Raw genomic sequence first — 19,062 nt, 5'->3', positions numbered from 1 at the left:
ATGCAAGAAGAAAAATCCTATTCCTTTCAGGTCAATCTGAAAGGAATGATCGCACTGCTCTCAGAGCACCTGTATAGCGATCCCAATACATTTATTCGGGAGCTGCTTCAAAACGGCGTGGATGCAATTACAGCATTGAAACACTTGGATGAAGAGCATCAGGGTAAAATAACGATTGAGCTGCCAAGCACTGAACAACCGAAGTTTCTGTTCAGCGATAATGGGATAGGCCTTAAGGAGACCGATATTCACCAATTTTTGTCGGTTATAGGCGAGAGTTCAAAGAGTAAAGACATTAAGGATGCTCAGGATTTCATAGGTAAGTTTGGTATTGGACTGCTTTCTTGTTTTGTGGTCAGCGATGAGATCGTTGTGGAAACAAAATCGGCTCTTGAACAACTGCCTCTACGTTGGACCGCAAGAGCTGAAGGGGACTATAAAATCGAGCGTCTGACTGAAGATATTCCTGTCGGAACACGGGTTATCCTTAGTCCTAAAAAGCAATTCAACTATATTTTTGAAGCGGATTATTTTGAGAAAAAAATCAAGTTTTATGGAGATGCGCTGCGAGAAACCATTTCTATTGTGGTAGGAGGTGACGAAAAGATCATCCATAAAGAAGAACCCAAATGGCTCGCTCCATCGATTTCGAAGACGGAATTGCTTGCTATAGGCAAAGATCTCTTTCATGTCAACTTTTTAGATGCAATTCCATTTGAAACGACGGCGGGAAAGGCAAAGGGGGTGTTGTATATTTTACCTTTCCGTACACAGTTTAGCAGCAAGCAGCGTCACCGTATCTACTTGAAGCGCATGTTTCTCGCTGAAGAAGATCAGTCTATTTTGCCAAATTGGGCATTTTTTGTCCGGATGCTTGTCAACACAGAGGAACTTAGTGCCACCGCCTCACGGGAGTCTTTGATGAAAAATGATCTACTACGGCAGGCTCGAAAGGAAATAGCTGTTGTGCTGAAAACGTACCTGCAGCAGGTGAAGAAGATCGATTTCGATATATATATTCGCATTATCCAAACTCATTATCTCCACTTGAAAGCTTTCGCGCTCGAAGATCCGGACTTTCTAGAAATATTTTTGGCTGATATTCCGTTTGAGACCAATCGCGGACAACGAAGCTTTCAAAATATCATTGATCATCAGCAACAGCTCTATTACTGTGCTGATTTTGAAGATTTCAAACAGATTGACCGTATGGCCGATACACAGGGGATGATTCTTGTGAATGCGTCCTACACATTTGATACCGAGTTGCTCCGCAGGATCAAACAAAAATATCGCGACTATAAGATAACAGAGATGTCGCCCAATCAGCTTTTGGAAACGTTTCAGCCGATTCATGAAGATGAGCACAATCACTATGTTTCTTTTCAGAAAGAAGTGCAGCGCATTTTAGACGATTATAGCTGCGTCCTTGAAATTAGACGGTTTAAACCGATTGATACGCCGGCTATTTTTACAAAAATGGAGCAAAATAATGTAGAGAATACGATTAGCCAATTAAAGGAAAATGCAAATCCTTTTGCGCAGGTACTTAAGACATCGAGGCCGAATAAGATCCAGAATACGTTATGTTTAAATGCTGACAATGCGTTGATCAAAACACTAATGGATATAAAAGATGTCTACATGCTTCGTTCAGTTATGGAAGTGCTTTACGTGCAGGCGCTAATTTTGGGCAAGTACCCTGTCCAGGAGCGGGAAATGAAGGTCATGAATGAGGCCCTGAAAAGCCTTATCGTCATGGGGCTGGATAATTTTGTGAATCTTTAAAGCGGTTGAGTATACTCCACCGCGTACGGATTTCCTTTTATTGCATAGAAAATATATTAAAAAGTAAATATACTCAAAAAAAAAGAAGGAGTAATTAGATGTATACACTTAAAATTCAGAAACTTCGCAATCAGATTGCACGAGTAGACAATACCTTGGAAAAGGTTAACCTGTTGACACAGGCTATTCGGATTGCAGATGAAAATCAAGATATTGAATGGGGTTATGACCTTCGCTTAGATTTAATCAGCGAAGAGATAGACCTTGCTTTTTCAACCGAATCATTACCGGCATTTGCGTGGATATTACAGGCTTACGACGAAAATCCTGAACTCTTTAATGAAGAAGACTTCTTGTGGCAATACAAATGGATGATGTCCGAATTATACGATAATCCTGCTGTCAGCCGTGAGCAGATTGAAGCGGCTTTGCGCGACTTTGAACAACGATTGATCCGCAACGGTTATGGTAAGCGTGCCATATACAATGAGGAGCTGAGTGATGCGCTGGCGCAAAAAGATATTGTTGCCATCGAGCGCGCATTGAAGAACGTAAATGCTATGCAAAGAGATGACATGAGCGATTGTGAAGCCTGTGAAATGGATGCAGAAGTATCAGCAACACTATTACAGGATGGCTATAGCCCAGCAGTCGATAAAGCCTTACCTTTAATTGAGGGCCAGTTTACCTGTTCGCATGTCCCTTTGCGTACGGCCGTGAACCTGGCATATGAAGGTCTTAAACAAGGTGATACTGAACAGGCCGATAAAATGGCGCAGTTGGCAGAAAAGGAGGTGTTTAAGAAAGAAAAGGATTCCGCAATTTTGATTTCGGCTATTAAACTAGCAACCTATTTTTCCTATACCGATACGGGTAAAGCCAAGGAATGGATCGAACGATTTTTGCCTTGGGCCGATGGTCCCGACAATCGATCCATGTTTCAGTTGGCCTGCTATATCTGTGAAGCCATGCGGAACTTTGGCCCTGATGAATCTTTTATGCTTGAGCTCGGCAATCAGCACAATCTTTTTCAGGGGAAAAATATTTACACCGCAAGCGAATTGGCTAATCACTATGGGAAACTGGCGGATCAACTCGCCGACCGCTTTGACCAACGTAATGGCAATCACAACTTTCGCAATCAGTTAATGTCCCTTTAGCATGGAATGGCTGCAGAAATCCCTGATTTCCGTGATGAAATTCAGTTGTGTTGAAGGCTATCTTTGTGTAAATGAGCATTAAATACTGAAATGTAACAACAAAATAGATCAATATGATTAAACAATTTATTACGGGCATGATGACCGCAGCGGTTCTGAGCCTGTCAAGTTGTAGTTCGGGAGAAAAAGATCCTGCAGCGTACAACAATTCAATTATTACTGTGATCAACAGTAGTGAAAAACATGTGACAGACATGAATGCCGCCATGAATGGCTCCGATTATTCTAAGGCTGAACAGGTGCGGGCAGATTGGGAGAAGTCTTTAAATGACGATATCAAAAAAGTAGAGGAACTTGGTGATTTCAAGGGTGATGCGACATTCCAAAAGGCGGTGCTCGATGGCCTGAACGGGTATAAAAAAATTGTTACGGAGGATTATCCAAAATTGATTGAGCTTCGAAAAAATAAAACACCCGATGCAGCTAAAGAATCCGCATTGCTTGATAATATTAATAAAGCATTTGAAAATATGAGTAATGGGGTCAATCAAGCATCCACAGCATTTGAAAGTAAATATAAAAGTTAATCTTTTTGCATAAACAATAAGCAATCAGTGAAGCCACATCAGCAAAAAATGATGTGGCTTTGTTTTTTGCAGTACAGCTGTTGTTGCTTGAGAAATACGGCTGTATTGACTGTATTATTAGGGATCGTTTTTAGGGATCTTAAAATCTTTGCACAGTATTGTAGGGATGCCCTAGCAAAACAAAATGCTAACAAACGTTAAAACTCCGAAGGCCGAACTTGAATTTCATATTTTTATGTAGCTTTACCTTACGTGTAGTAGCGCATGCCATGGGATTTAAAAATAGTGCAAAACAAATGTTCAAATGAAAGCCATATCAATTTTAACTGCTGTGTTTTTTTCTTGCTTCGCCAATATACTAATGACAGCTCGTGCACAGGAAGCCGCAAAAAAATTAGATTACTTAGTTTTAATGAACGCAGATACCCTTTATGGGAAAATCACCTCCATCAAGGATCACAATCTCAAATTTGAAAATCAACAGAAAGAGAAGCTAACGTTTGCCCCCGGCCAGGTGTTTCGTGCTTACTGGGAATCTAAAAGAAAAGTCTATGCACCTTCCTATGTCGAAAATGGCTTGGAGCCCGTTCAGGGAACTTCACCACAGGTATTTCAAATAGATAGAAATTATACGGAGGAGCCAACTTTTGCCGAAGTGTTGGTGGATGGAGAAATTATGGTTTATTACGTGTCTAATTTGAATCTCGGAGGTGGCGGAGGAATGATGTTTGGTACTGGTGGAGGTGGTACAATGTTATCCATTGGAGTCAGTAAGTCCAAATATGCCTATGCATTAAAAAAATCAACTGGTGAAGTGATTGAAATAAATAGCAACACAAATGGACTTTTTAGTAACAGTAAGAAGAAGCGGACTATCGCTTTAGGGCGTTTGATCAATGACGAACCGGAGTTATTCGCAGAATTTGAAAAGGAAAAAAAGTATGATTATGATCTTTTTATAAAGTACCTTATGCGCTATAATGAGATCCAATCTTCAAATGCCTCTTCAGAGGGAAAGAAGAAACTGTTTATTTATTAAGATCTTATATTGACTAATACTGCAATTAAACGAATTTATGATACTTACCATCTTTATTGTATTGACTATAGTCGCAGCCTACGGTTTTTGGTTGCTATTTGAAAAAGCAGGGCGCAGAGGCTGGGAGGGAATTGTTCCTCTTTATAGCCAGTGGATCCAATCGCGCATTCTCGGCAAGAAAACCTGGCAACTTATCCTGTTGTTTGTTCCGATTGTCAATGTTTTTGTCTTTTATAACCTCTACCTCGATTTTATTCATTGTTTTGGAAAGAGAAGGTTTTGGGAAAACTGTGCTGCAGTATTGGTTCCGTTTATTGTACTGCCAATTTGGGGTAGCGATAAAAACGTGCAATTTCTGAATGGTCTTTATGCCAAAAACCTTAAAGCTGCAAATGAGGCAGGTAAGCTGATGACAAAGGACTCTGAACTGGGAATTGCGCATGAATCGTATATAGATTATAAGAAAAAATACCCCTATAAAAAATCGATGGTGCGTGAATGGGCGGATGCGATTGTTTTTGCGACGGTAGCTGCAACCTTGATTCGCGGTTTTTTATTGGAGGCATTTATGATTCCTTCGGGGTCTATGCAGCAATCTCTTCTCATTGGTGATTATCTTTTTGTCAGTAAACTGAATTATGGTCCTCGTATTCCTAATACGCCTATAGCATTTCCTTTTGCACATCATACGATGCCATTAATAGGAGGAAAAGCGTTCTCCGAACTCATTAAAATTCCTTACAAACGATTGCCCGGATTTCAAGAAATAAAAAGGAATGATGTGATCGTTTTTAATGCACCTGCCGGCGATACTGTTGCAGTAGAAAATCAAGACTCGCCCTATTATGACCTGGTGCGTAACATGGGACGTGAAGCAGTACATCAACAATTTACAATTCAGACCCGTCCAGTGGATAAACGCGAACATTTAATTAAACGCTGCGTGGGAATGCCTGGGGATAAAATCAGCATGACAGAAGGAGTATTGTTTGTGAACGACCAACCAGGTTTTGTAGCTCCAGAAAGTCAGATGGATTATACCGTGATAACCGATGAGACAGGTCTGGACGAACAGCGTCTGAAAGATATGGAAATAGAAGTCTCTTTAATTCAACCCGGAGTTTACCTAATCTTTTTAACAAAAGACCAGGCAGCCATGGTGAAATCTTGGTCCAATGTCAAATCCATGCAAATGAACGTGCAAAAGCCGGGAGTGGCTCAAGCAAATACTTTTCCGAATGATCCACAATACAAATGGAACTACGATAACTTTGGGCCATTTGTTATTCCAAAGAAAGGAATGACTGTGCCTTTAAATACGCAGACTTTACCACTCTATGCTCGTGCAATTCAGGTCTATGAGCATAACAAACTCGAGAAGAAAGCTGACGGATTATATCTAAATGGCCGTAAAGCAAATTCTTATACCTTTAAAATGGATTATTATTGGATGATGGGAGACAATAGACACAACTCCCTTGATGCCAGGGACTGGGGATTTGCTCCTGAGGATCATATTGTCGGAAAAGCATTATTTACCTGGATGAGCTGGAATGCAAATGGCAATGGGCTTTCCAAAATACGATGGAATAGAATTTTCAAAGGTATCCATTAATAAAGAAAGCATTCTCGCCAGCACTATTAATTCCACCTAGACTACCTGTACGGGCAATTGATTGATGATATAGTATTTCAATAGATATATTCAAGCAGAATCCCCTCAAATTTTTGAGGGGATTCTGCTTGAATAACCATAAGGATTGATTCTTTTTATTTTTTAATGCATCGAACCTGAACGGCTGCATTTTGATTGAGTGATGCAATTTGCGTGAAGCATCGCAACAATTCCTTTTGTGGCTTATGTTTTTCTCGCGAGCGCTAAAAATAATAAGCTCAAATGGCGGACAAGAAAAATCAAAAAATATTGCTTGTTGATATACCGTATTAATAATCACTATTTCCTTTCAATATAACCTGTGTAGATCAATCAGTTAAGGATGTTGTTACTTGGGATTTAAGTGTATTATTATTTTTTATAACTATCTAATTTGCAGTGCTTTACACTTTATTTTAGTTGTTTTTTTGATTTGATCGAATTAATTTAGCTTCCATAAATAACCCAATTAACAATTATTTGAACGCTAAATTTCCATAAATTATGGCCAAACAATTAACGCTCCTGATTACAAGTGTACTTGCATGTACCTATATGGCAAATGCACAAAATCGGACAGTCAGCGGTACTGTAGTGGATAGCCAAGGGAAGCCAATTCCACAAGTATCTATCAAACTGAAAAATCGTTCTGGGGGAACGACAACGGATGACCAGGGGAGGTTCTCTATTGCTGTCTTTCCTAAGTCTACGCTTGTATTGTCAAGTGTGGGCTTTCTGAATAAGGAGCAGGACGTCGATGGACAGACAACGTTGAACATAACCATGGACTCGGGCAATACCGAATTGACCGAAGTTGTTGTCATCGGTTATGGAACCGCTTCCCGAAAGGATGTCACGGGCTCCATTGCAAGTGTAAAAGCTGAACAGCTTGAAAATGAGAATCCGCAGAGTGTTGCGGATCTGCTAAAAGGGAACATCGCAGGTCTGAGCGTTTCACAAAATACTTCTGCGAAAGGAGGCGGAGATCTATTGGTACGTGGTAAAACCACGCTCAGTGCCTCGACTTCACCATTGATCGTATTGGATGGGATCATCTACAATGGGCAGCTTTCTGATATTAACCCCAATGACATACAGACCATAGATGTCCTGAAGGATGCGAGCTCCTTGGCTGTTTATGGTGCTAAAGCTGCTACAGGGGTAGTTGCCATTACCACCAAAAAAGGAACAAGCGATAAACCCGTGTTGACGGCGAATACCAACTGGGGATTAGCTACTCTAGCACGTAATCAACGTGTTTACGATGGTCCTGGTTTTCTGAAATGGCGAGCGGATGTGGGAAGAGCTGGTGGTACAAGGCCATCCTATTTTTATGACGATCCGCTTAACCTCCCTTCCGACGTGACATTTGATCAATGGCTTTCCGGGGGAAATAAAGATTTGGATCCAGTAGATATTTGGTTAGATAGGCTTGGTCTAGTGGCGAATGAAAAAGCCAACTACATGGCGGGTAAGACCATAGATTGGTACGATGAGATCTTTAGAACAGGAATTCGTCAGGATCATACGGTAAGTATGAGCGGAAGAAAGGAAGATGTCAATTACTACATGTCGGTTGGGTATAACAAAAATCAAAATCTGATCGAGGGTGGTGAATTCAGTACATTTCGGGCGCGATTGAATCTCGAAGGTAAGGTGACGAACTTTCTGCGTATGGGGGCCAATGTGCAATATGCTGATCGCGACGAAGGGGCAATTGAGGCCGACTGGGCACAGTTAACAAATCTATCGCCTTATGGTGATAAATACAATGCGGATGGTACATTAAGAAGGATTCCGACCGATGATAGCGGATTGAATGCCCGTAATCCTTTTCTAAATATGACCTACAATGACCGGATGAACAAGCAGAATACCCTTTTTGCAAGTCTCTTTGCAAAAGTGAACTTGCCTTTTGGTATTACTTATCAGTTCAACTTTAGTCCCGGGATTGATATGTATCGTACCTTCAACCATAACTCCTCAGCAAATCCCAATGTGACTATTGCTGGTGGCTCGGCAAGTCGTGATCAGGAAACGCGTTATAATTGGCAAATCGATAATCTCCTGAAATGGAACCGGAAATTTGCTGAAATCCACAGTGTGGATGTAACCCTTTTGGCAAATTCTGAAAAATATCAAACTTGGTGGACGCAGGCGGCAAATCAAGGTTTTGTCCCCGGGGACTATCTTGGCTATCATAATCTGGCCAGTGGTAATCTGCCTACCGTTAATAGCGAGGATAAAGTATATACCGGGGACGCCCTGATGGCACGGGTTAATTATAGTCTTATGGATCGCTATAATTTGACCTTATCGGTGCGTAGAGACGGTTACTCGGTGTTCGGCGTCAATAGTAAGAGAGCGACTTTTCCGGCAGTAGCTGGAGCCTGGACCTTTTCCGAAGAATCGTTTATGAAAAATCTTTCCTGGCTAAATTTCGGTAAACTTCGACTTTCATATGGTATCAACGGTAACAGGGATCTTCGTAATCCAGATAATGGAACAGTGGATCCTTATGCCGCTTTATCGCAACTGACGGTCAATAAATACCAGACCGTCGATGCCAACGGTACACCGGCTGAGGTCAATACAGTAGTGGTCGGTTCGCGAATGGGAAATGAAAATCTCAAATGGGAGCAAACCACCTCACTCAATGCAGGATTGGATTTTTCAATTTTCAAGGATCGAATCAGCGGCTCAGTAGATGTGTATAGTAAAAGGACAAATGATCTATTGGTTAAACAAACGCTTTCCAGTGTATCAGGCTACCAGTTTGTTTATTCCAACTTGGCTGAGGTGAAAAATAAAGGACTCGAAGTCAGTTTGACAAGTCGAAATATTGTCGACGGAAATATCAAATGGAACTCCAATTTTATTCTCTCCTTGAACCGAAATAAGATTTCACGTCTTGCAACACCAAATAATGACCCCGGCAACGGTTGGTTTATAGGACAGGATATCGATGTCATATGGGATTATAAAGTATTGGGCGTATGGCAGGAAAATGAGGTCGAGGAGGCTAAAAAGTATACAAAAGCAAGTATACGTCCCGGCGATTTCAAATTGGAAGATGTGAACGGCGATTATGTCTATAATGATGAAGACAAGCAATTTATAGGTTACACTTCGCCACGTTTTACTTGGTCCTTACGGAATGAGTTTAACTTGTTCAAGAACTTCGACTTTTCATTTCAGTTGATTTCTAATTGGGGTCAGAAAAAACAATTTAATCAGGCGAAGAACAATCCCGGAAGTGTGGGCTTTATGCGTTCAACGTCTTACGTTCAACCGTATTGGACGCCCGAAAATCCGAGCAACGACTATGCGCGCTTAGGAAGCGGCGCGAACGGAACAAGTTTCAATGTGTATTGGAAAAATAGTTTTATACGTCTGAACAATATATCGCTGGCCTACTCTCTGCCGAAACCGGTATCAGAACGACTTAAAGTAAGAAACCTGAAAGTATATATGAACGTCAACAATGCTGCGGTATATGCACCGGTTTGGAACTATTGGGATCCACAGAACGACGGTCCTACGCCGCGATATTATACACTAGGTTTGAATGTATCTCTTTAATTAAAACGAAAGAAAATGAAGAAAATAAATATAAAAGTAGCTGCCGTTTTCGCATCAATCACCTTGTTGGCTGTCCATGGATGCAAAAAGAGCTTTTTGGACTCCGATCAGCTATCGCAGTATTCTCCGGATAATCTAAACAATGTCGATGCCCTTAAGGGGGTGTTGAACGCTTTGGGTAAAGCAGCCCGGGGCGAATTTTTTGGTGATGCTGCTCCCATGTTGACCGAATCGATCTTCTCGGATGTTGCTGTGGAAGGAACTACAGACAAAGCAACACCGGCGCAGAACCTTGTTTCGTTGATCACACCAGATGCCAACCTCAATAGTGATGACTTCAATAAAATTGGTTGGTATTGGACCAATTTTTTCGCTGCAGTCCGGTCTGCTAATACGGTGATAAGTAATATCGATCGCCCAACATATAGTTCAGAGGCTCAGAAAAATGAAATTTTGGGTGCTGCTTACTTCTACCGCGCTTATTTTTACTATCGATTGGTGCACGAATTTGGCGATGTACCGCTACAGTTGAAAGATCTTTCGGCTCCGAAATATGATTTTTACTCAACCAAAAGAGAGGTTATTCTGAAAAAGATGAAAGAAGACCTGGAGTTTGCGCAGCTTTGGGTTAAAGATGGTGTTAATAAAGGGGAAGTGACAAATGGGGCCGTCAATCACCTGTTGACAAAAATAGATCTCGCATTGGGAGACTTTGACGGAGCTATTGCTGCTGCCAGTAAAGTGATTGACGGTGGTAAATATACCTTGATGAAAAACCGCTTTGGTAGCACCGCGGCAGACCAATCTAAAAATGTCGTATGGGATTTACACCGCATGGACAACAAAGCAATCCCTGCAAATAAAGAGGCTTTATTCCTGGTGATTGACCGACAAACGCTGCAAGGCCGTACGGATCTTGGTTCTCAGTTGATGCGGAATACCGTTCCAGCTTGGCATTTTGCCAACTTAAAAATCCCACAAGGCGGACTGCAGGCCATTGTGGATGCTGTGAGTGCAGAAATCCCGCTGACACGGATGTATGGTCGTGGCATTGGTCGTTATCGCGGTACTTATTACAGTACCAAAGAAATATGGACAGATCAGACAGATTACCGTCATGCAAAGGGAATGTGGATGGATATGACGGATCTTGTTTACAATAATCCGGCAATCAAAGCTTCAAAGGACCCCGAAATCAGTAAACTTTATGGTCAGCCGATCCAGCAGTTTACAAAAGAAAATATCAACAAAGTGTTTACCAATGGTTCGTTGGATACTATTCGTCACTGGTTTGGATGGCCCCATTATAAGGTTTTCATCAATTCAACCAATCAATTCGCCGAGGATCCAAATTGGAATCCGCCGCGCGGAACAAACACGGACTGGTATGTCTTTCGCTTGGCCGAAACCTACTTGTTGCGTGCAGAAGCCTATGTATGGAAGGGCCAGCAGGCACAGGCTATGGCAGATATCAATGCCGTTCGGGGAAGAGCAAATGCTGCGCTACTGCAAAATGCGACAAAAGTTACCATCGGTACCGTATTGGATGAAAGGGCAAGAGAACTCTTTTGGGAAGAAGCACGTAAGTCAGAGTTGACACGTATTGCTTATATTTTTGCGCAGACCGGTATCCCGGCTTATAATGGCAAAACATATAGCATGGCTAACTTCTCGCAAAGCAATTTCTTCTACGATCGTATTATTGAAAAAAATTCCTTCTATCGCGATAAGGTTCCTACTGTACAGGGGGTGCATTATGAGATTGCGCCATACCATGTGCTGTGGCCTGTACCTGCATCTGCACAACGGTTTAATACCAATGGGATGATCAATCAGAATCAGGGTTATGCCGGCGCAGAAAACAATGTGCCGCCGCTCGATAAGATTGTTGAATAGCTGCAGTTGTCAGGTCGTAAATGAGGACTATAAGCTTTCTGATAATTTTGTTATTTTGACCTGCTAAAACCGGATAGGATCCGTATCCAAATACGAATGCCTATCCGGTCATAAATAACCAAAAGAAAGAAGTAGACGAGCTATGTATACTGTAGAAAGGATGAAAATACGCGGATTTGCGCTATTGTTATTGTTATTCCAAATGGGTTTGCTATTTGGTCAAAAGCCTATTGCGCTATCGCTCGGTACAGCCGAGCATATTTTTAAGACCACAGAAGTATACTATATCGAAGATAGTACCAATGCCCTGTCATTTGCAGAAATAAGATCACCGGAACATGCAGAACAATTTAAACCTAATGAGCGATACTATCCCAAAAATTTCAACCGGTCCTCAACGTATTGGTTTAGGGTGCGAATGTCTTTTGATCAACACCTATCCCATGACCGGATTATCGAGCTGTTCGATCAGACTGCCGACATGGTGGAGGCATTTATCCCAAATGGAACAGACGGTTTTGTCCATTATCGGGCCGGCGCTTCGATCGATTTCGAGAATAGGCAGTTTATGCACAAGAATTTTGAATTCCTAATCCCTACATTACAGAAAGGTACTTACGAGGCTTATTTTAAGGTACGATCAAGACAGATGGTCAACGTAATTTTGGTTTATCGTACCCTAGATCGTTTTGTTCAATATACGCTGACTGAATATTTTACGTTTGGTCTGTTCTATGGGATGATTATTCTGTTTAGTTTCAACAATTTACTCATGTATTTTGCTGTCAGAGGGCGCCAATACCTGTATTATGTCCTCTATATCTTGTGTGTCGGATTATACGAGATGTCTTCGGATGGTATCGCTTTTCAGTACCTATGGCCCGAAAATCCCTGGTTCAATCAATACGCAACAGCAGTTTTTGTCTGCTGTGTTAGCGTGTTTGCGTTGTTATTTACGAAATCCTTACTGCATGTAAAACAAAAAGAGCCTAAATTGAATCGTTTGTTGGATCTGGTCATTATTTTAAGAATCGCATTCTTTCTGTATTGTTTAGGTTTTAACCAGAACTGGTTTATCTACAAATTTGTTGAGATTGTTCCATTGTCAGTTGCCTTTATTTCGGGGATATGGCTTTGGAAGAAAAACTATCGTCCAGCCCGGTATTTCGTGCTTGCTTATACGTTTCTTTTCCTCGGCTTTGTGTTGAAAGTAATCTATGTATTGGGCTATGCGCGTTTTCTGCCCAGTTCGATCGGGCATTATAGCATCACATTTGGCTTTGTACTGGAGATGACTTTTCTCTCATTCGCAATTCATGATAAAGTTCGGCTCTTGAAAAGCAAGAAAGAACGGGCACAAAAGAGAGTCATTGAACAGATGCAGATCAACGAGAAACTCCAGGAGAAGCACAATAGAGATCTCGAACGGAAAGTGCAGGAGCGCACGCTGGAAGTGATGCAGAAATCAAAAGAACTGCTTGAAAAATCCGAAATTATTAACGATCAGAATCGCGAACTGAAAGAGATGAATAGCCTATTATGGGCTCAGTCGGAAGAAATTGGCCGCATGAACCAGTTGTTGACAAAGGATAATAAAAACCTACAGACCAATATTGAACGGATTACCGATGATCGGGTGCTTTCCAAGGAAATGAATTTTGAAGAATTTGGGATAAAATATCCAGATAAGGAGACCTGTTATAAGGTCTTGTCCGATTTGAAATGGAAAAAAGAATACCGTTGTATAAAATGTGGGTACGATAACTATTGTGCCGGTAAAACACCTTATAGCCGAAGGTGCACCAAGTGTACCTATGAAGAATCTGTGTTGAACAATACGATTTTTGAAAATGTACGGATTCCAATTAATAAAGCCTTTTATCTGGTTTATCTCGTGCATTTCCATCAGGGCGACATCTCTTCCTATAAGCTTTCGCAGAAATTGGGTATTCGGCAGAGTACCTGCTGGAATTATGCAAGCAAGGTAAAAGACATCCTGACAACAAGCGGTAAAAAACATAAAAAAAATGAAAAATCAGGTTGGACAAGATTGGTGCTGCAAGCGCTAGATCGACCAACATAAATGCGATACATGAATATAATATTTAAACAATTCATCAACCTAGGCTATATAGCCTGTCTATTTTTCTCTTCGAGCGTACACGCGCAAACCGTACTAGATGGAAGAGTTTCAGTTGATTTCTCGTCAAACTGGAAATTCAGGAAGGAGGAAGCTATCACAGACCGTATAGTTAAACAAAAACAACGGGAACAGATTGTTGATCTACCACATACCTGGAATATAGCCGATGTCATGGACGATACGCCTGGCTATTATCGCGGTGGCACTCAATATCAAAATACCTTCTATTGGAAAACTGCCTGGCAAAATAAACGAATAGTACTTCATGTAGGGGCCGCCAATCAGGAGGCAACCGTATTTGTGAATGGTAAACAGGTGAAAGCCCATATTGGTGGTTATACGGCTTTCAATGTCGACATTACAGACGATCTCAATCGAAGAGTAAATGGAAAAAATACGATAGTGATGCAAGTCACCAATCGCTTCAATCAGGATATCGCGCCATTAAGTGGCGATTTTACTTTTTTTGGAGGTGTTTACAGAAAAGTGTCTTTGCTGCTGTTGGATCAGATCCATTTTGCAGATCCTGTTTACGGAAGCAGTGGTTTGCGCGTAAATGCAAAAGTTGATTCCCGAGAAAATGCAACAATTCATCTTGATGGGGCTATTCAGAATACTTCAGCATCACAACAAGCTATTGTGATTGAAACTACGCTTGTGGATGCCGATGGAGTGGCGGTAAAAAAAGTACAGCAGAAAGAAAATCTAAAACCTCATTCATACAGCAATTTCCAATTGAACATAGCTGAAATTGAGCATCCAAAATTGTGGTCGCCAGACTTGCCGTACTTGTATTGTTTGATAACGCGGATTTATAATTCCAAGGGCCGACAGCTAGACCAGCTGGATAATTCCGTTGGTTTCCGCTGGTTTTCATTCCATCCCGAAAAAGGCTTTTTTTTAAACGGAAAATCACTAAAATTAGTAGGAGCCAGCCGACACCAGGATTTTAAAGGTATGGGCAATGCTGTTCCCGATAGCCTACAAGTACAGGATCTTGTGAAATTAAAAGCGATGGGCGGTAACTTCCTGCGTGTGGCACATTATCCGCAGGATCCTGCCGTATTGAAAGCCTGCGACAGCTTGGGCTTGTTGGCATCGGTAGAAATTCCGCTTGTAAATGAGATTACTGAAAGTCCAACGTTTGCAGCCAATAGCTTTCAGATGCAGAAGGAGATGATTAGACAATATTTTAACCATCCGAGTATCATTATCTGGGGCTATATGAACGAAATCTTTCTTCGGCCCCATTTTCCAAAAGATAAAGAACGTCAGGAAAAATATTTTAAATCAGTGCTATCATTGGCGGAAAAACTCGAAGCGCTCACACGAGACGAAGATACTACACGCTATACGATGATCGCCAATCATGGAAACTTTGATCTCTATCATCGGACGGGGCTGACCAAGGTTCCTATGCTTGTGGGCTGGAATTTGTATCCGGGCTGGTATGGTGGCAAAATTGCAGATTTTGGCAAGCAGTTGGAACATATTCATCAACAGTTGCCCGAGAAACCCTTATTGGTAACTGAATATGGAGCAGATGCCGACTATCGAATACATTCGGATAAACCAGTTCGTTTCGACAAAAGTATTGAATATGCTATTCGGTACCATCAGGGCTATCTCAATGACATCCTACAGAAAGCATTTGTCGCTGGCGGGGTGGCATGGAATTTATCCGATTTTAATTCGGAGACCAGGGAGGAAAGCATGCCACATATCAATACCAAAGGTTTGCTGACCTGGGACCGGAAAGCGAAGGATAGCTATTTTCTATATCAAGCTTATCTCAAGAAAGCCCCTTTTGTAAAAATAGGAGGTACTTTTGGAAAAAAATGGGCTTTAAGGACCGAGCCGGACCGGGCATTAATAGGATCCGGATGGCTAAAGCTGCCCATATTCAGTAATGCTGATTCGGTGGAACTCCTGCTGGATGGTATGTCGTTGGGCGTAAGCAAGCCTGTGGATCGGATGATATTATGGCCTGTAAACCTAAGCCGTGGATCACACACGGTGAAAGCCCAGGCTTTCCATAACGGAAAATTAAGTGCAGTCGATGAAACTGTAATGGATTGTGAGGTATTGCCCTATGATCTGAAGAAGGATAGTGACTGGCAAGAACTCCGCATCAATGTTGGCGACAATCGAGAATACATAGATTCCCTGGGAAATCGATGGTTCCCAGATCAGCCTTATGAAAGGGAAAGCTGGGGTTATTTAAAGGGCGAAAAATATCGTCTGAAAAATACAGGCCGTGAAAATCTGGGGACCGATGTAAATATTAGCGGTACAGGGGATGACCCGCTCTTCCAGACACAATTGCAGGGACTGGAATCCTACCGATTTGATCTGCCTAATGGCAATTACGAGGTCGAGTTATTTTTTGCCGAATTGGATGGCCCGAATAACAAGGAAAACCTCTTATATGATCTTGAGCAGCGAGAGAAGAAACAGGAGCAAAAGGGCATGGATCGCGTTTTTGACATTCGGATTGGAGACCACGCGCTTGCTACGGATTTAAATGTGTTGCGTGAAGTCGGGGCTTTTAGCGTGCTTCGTCGAAAATTTCAGGTGAAAGTGCACAGCGATGGTAACTTAGTGATTTCCTTTATTCCTAAGAAAGGAGAACCGATACTGAATGCGATCCGACTTAAAAAGATAAACCAGTCAGTCAACCCATAAAAAAATAAAACTTATGCAACCATTTAGAAACTATATTAAGCCTATTATCGCGTTGTTGATGATACAACCCGTCCTTGCAGAAACTAGCTATAAGCTAAATAAACCAACCTATACTGGGGCGTACGGAACTACAGTAACCGCCGTCGTGACACATCAACCTGATCCAAGCGAGCTCGCGAAAAGTCCAAATGGCCTAAGGAAAACGGCCGCGGTAAAAGCCAGGCGGCAAAACGATGTTGTGAAAGATAAATCCAAGGTAGGCAGTCCCGAAGTCTTCATCCAAAAGGGGCGAATATACCTTAATTTTAGTAAACGGCTGACCGATAAAGAGATAATAGGGCCCTTTCTTATCCGACGGAGCCAGGGCAGGTTGGGCGATTATCAAACTATTGCCAAAGTCACACAGCCCAAATTTGTGGATCAAGTGCTCGATGGTAGTCCATACGACTATTATTATGAGATCCAGACCGTAAAAGGAGAGTTTGTAGCACGTTTGAGTTTAGAACTCCAGCTGTTTGGTGAAAATACATTTGTTTATAGTCCAACAGATAATAAGGTGCGTGTCGGCAATGAAGTCAATCAGCTCCATGAAAAGATGTTCGGAAAAGAATTTAGTCCCCATCGCTATGCATTGCTGTTCAAATCGGGCGATTACAAAGAGGCAGGACTATTGAAGATTCCTTTTTATGTGCAGATTGCTGGATTAGGTAAAGTGCCTTATGATGTTGCGATTTCAAATATACACACGCCGCCCCACCTTGCCGATGGGAACGGGACCTGTACATTCTGGCGTGCTGCTGAGAATCTGTCTGTCATCGGTCCGGAGAGCTATGAGGAAGAACAAACTTTTAAATGGGCGGTTTCCCAAGCTGCCCCCTTGCGTCGTATTTATTCCACACGGGTGGTGCGCAATCAATGGGCAAATGGATGGGTTAGTGGTGGTTATACCGCAGACTGCTATTTTGAGGCAGCTGCAGGTTCCAAAAACCAGCAGCAGTGGTATACACGAAACTCCTTTCTAAACAAAGGAAGAGGTAAGTTTGAAGAAATTAAATACAATTATTGTTTTCAGGGAGTCGATTTTGGACCTTCTGTTGATAAGAATAGCTATCAAAATAATTGGGCAGAAGGCGGCAACGTGACGGTCATTCCAACGACACCCGTGATTCGTGAAAAGCCCTTTGTGTTTTTTGACAAAGATGGGCGGTATAAAGTGTTTCGGCCAGCGCTAAAGCATAATCATACAGGCGTATCCTATACACGCGACGATATGGGGGCGGGAGATATTATCGATGTGGAGAAGGAGTTTTATGTTGTCAAACCCGGCGATACAGCGGCGGAGATGAACCGACAGTTAGGGAATGGCAAGCATTTGCTGATTACACCCGGGATGTATGAGTTATCTGAACCCCTTCATGTCAGCAAGGCCAATACCATTATACTTGGACTTGGCTTGGCCACATTGATACCCGGCGCAGCAAATCCGCATACGGCAATTGATGTTGATGATGTTGCAGGTGTCACTGTTGCGTCATTGATGTTTGACGCGCATTATAGTTCGCATAGTTTGATTCAGGTCGGTCAGGAAAAGACCGGGATAAGACATGAAAGTAACCCGACCCTGCTGGCGGACCTATTTCTGCGTATTGGCGGATTTCGGGCCCACAAAGTTCATGTCGACCAATCGGTTATTGTCAATAGCAATGATGTGATCGGAGATCACTTTTGGATATGGCGTGCCGATCATGGGGTGAAGGGCAGTGTTGGTTGGGATATGAATACGACACGCAATGGATTGGTGGTCAATGGCGATTATATGACCATGTATGCTTTGTTCAATGAACATTTTCAGGAATATCAAACCTATTGGACCGGTAATTACGGCCGCACCTATTTCTTTCAATGTGAAAGTCCTTACGATGCGCCGGACCAGGCAGCATACCGGAGCGAAAATGGGACACGCGATGGGTTTGCGGCTTACAAGGTCGCCGATACGGTGCAGCAACATGAAGCCTATGCTTTTGGAATATATGATGTGCTGGTCAATCCGATTCGCATTGAAAGTTCGGTGGAAGTACCGGTAAAACCCGGTGTTAGGCTCAAACATATCTGTAACAACAGCTTGTCCAATGGTCCCAATCGTGGCTACGGTTATATCATCAATCAAGTAGGAAAAAGTACATACAATACCTGGCGGGATAATCGGACATTTGTGGTGGAGTTCCCTTAAAAGCCAGTTTCCGAATCGACTAATTGTTTAAAAAAAATAGCGCTTACGATAGGATGGCGCTATTTTTCGTCTGATCCGATTGTATTCGATTGGTTGACTCCTTTTTCGTAGTTACAGCTATATTTTGAAAGTGAGTGATAACATCCAATCAGCTAGGGAACTATCTAAACTGGATTTAACAGACTTTTTTGATCATTATGAGTTCTTTTTTGTCGGTTCCCTTCAATAGAATGATCCTAGTAAATATATCATACATTGACACAGGAATTGTGGGAAGGTTGATCTTGCGTTATTAAAA

The 19,062-nt window shown here is 42.0% G+C and carries 10 protein-coding genes; all 10 read left to right on the top strand.

Going from position 1 to position 19,062, the window contains the following annotated elements; all coding sequences use genetic code 11:
• On the top strand, positions 1-1,788 hold the full coding sequence (locus tag OK025_RS06405; protein ID WP_317668763.1) for an HSP90 family protein: 1,788 nt from the start codon (positions 1-3) through the stop codon (positions 1,786-1,788).
• 98 nt (positions 1,789-1,886) lie between these two features.
• Positions 1,887-2,948 carry a hypothetical protein gene (locus tag OK025_RS06400; RefSeq protein WP_317668762.1) on the top strand — a complete coding sequence of 354 codons (1,062 nt, stop codon included), beginning with the start codon at positions 1,887-1,889 and terminating at the stop codon, positions 2,946-2,948.
• 113 nt (positions 2,949-3,061) lie between these two features.
• Positions 3,062-3,535, top strand: a complete 474-nt coding sequence (locus OK025_RS06395) for a hypothetical protein (RefSeq protein ID WP_286727815.1) — start codon at positions 3,062-3,064, stop codon at positions 3,533-3,535.
• Between the two features lie 304 nt (positions 3,536-3,839).
• Positions 3,840-4,574: a hypothetical protein gene (locus tag OK025_RS06390; protein WP_317668761.1), complete on the top strand. Its 735-nt coding sequence runs from the start codon at positions 3,840-3,842 to the stop codon at positions 4,572-4,574.
• A 37-nt stretch (positions 4,575-4,611) separates the two neighbouring features.
• The gene (lepB, locus tag OK025_RS06385) at positions 4,612-6,189 is read left to right on the top strand and encodes a signal peptidase I (RefSeq protein WP_317668760.1); all 1,578 of its coding nucleotides are present in this window, start codon (positions 4,612-4,614) and stop codon (positions 6,187-6,189) included.
• Positions 6,190-6,732: 543 nt separating this feature from the next.
• The gene (locus tag OK025_RS06380; protein ID WP_317668759.1) at positions 6,733-9,810 is read left to right on the top strand and encodes a SusC/RagA family TonB-linked outer membrane protein; all 3,078 of its coding nucleotides are present in this window, start codon (positions 6,733-6,735) and stop codon (positions 9,808-9,810) included.
• 15 nt (positions 9,811-9,825) lie between these two features.
• Positions 9,826-11,706 (top strand): RagB/SusD family nutrient uptake outer membrane protein, encoded by a 1,881-nt coding sequence (locus OK025_RS06375; protein WP_317668758.1) that lies wholly within the window; start codon positions 9,826-9,828, stop codon positions 11,704-11,706.
• 142 nt (positions 11,707-11,848) lie between these two features.
• A complete protein-coding gene (locus OK025_RS06370) occupies positions 11,849-13,789 on the top strand; it encodes a 7TM diverse intracellular signaling domain-containing protein (RefSeq protein ID WP_317668757.1) in 1,941 nt (646 codons plus the stop codon).
• Positions 13,790-13,798: 9 nt separating this feature from the next.
• Positions 13,799-16,534, top strand: a complete 2,736-nt coding sequence (locus tag OK025_RS06365; RefSeq protein WP_317668756.1) for a glycoside hydrolase family 2 TIM barrel-domain containing protein — start codon at positions 13,799-13,801, stop codon at positions 16,532-16,534.
• A gap of 13 nt (positions 16,535-16,547) precedes the next feature.
• Positions 16,548-18,764: a coagulation factor 5/8 type domain-containing protein gene (locus tag OK025_RS06360; protein WP_317668755.1), complete on the top strand. Its 2,217-nt coding sequence runs from the start codon at positions 16,548-16,550 to the stop codon at positions 18,762-18,764.
• Positions 18,765-19,062 lie beyond the last annotated feature (298 nt).

The sequence above is a fragment of the Sphingobacterium sp. UGAL515B_05 genome (genome assembly GCF_033097525.1).
Classification (GTDB): Bacteria; Bacteroidota; Bacteroidia; order Sphingobacteriales; family Sphingobacteriaceae; genus Sphingobacterium.
The sequence above is the reverse complement of the archived record's forward strand: the minus strand, read 5'-3'. Positions and strand labels throughout refer to the sequence as shown.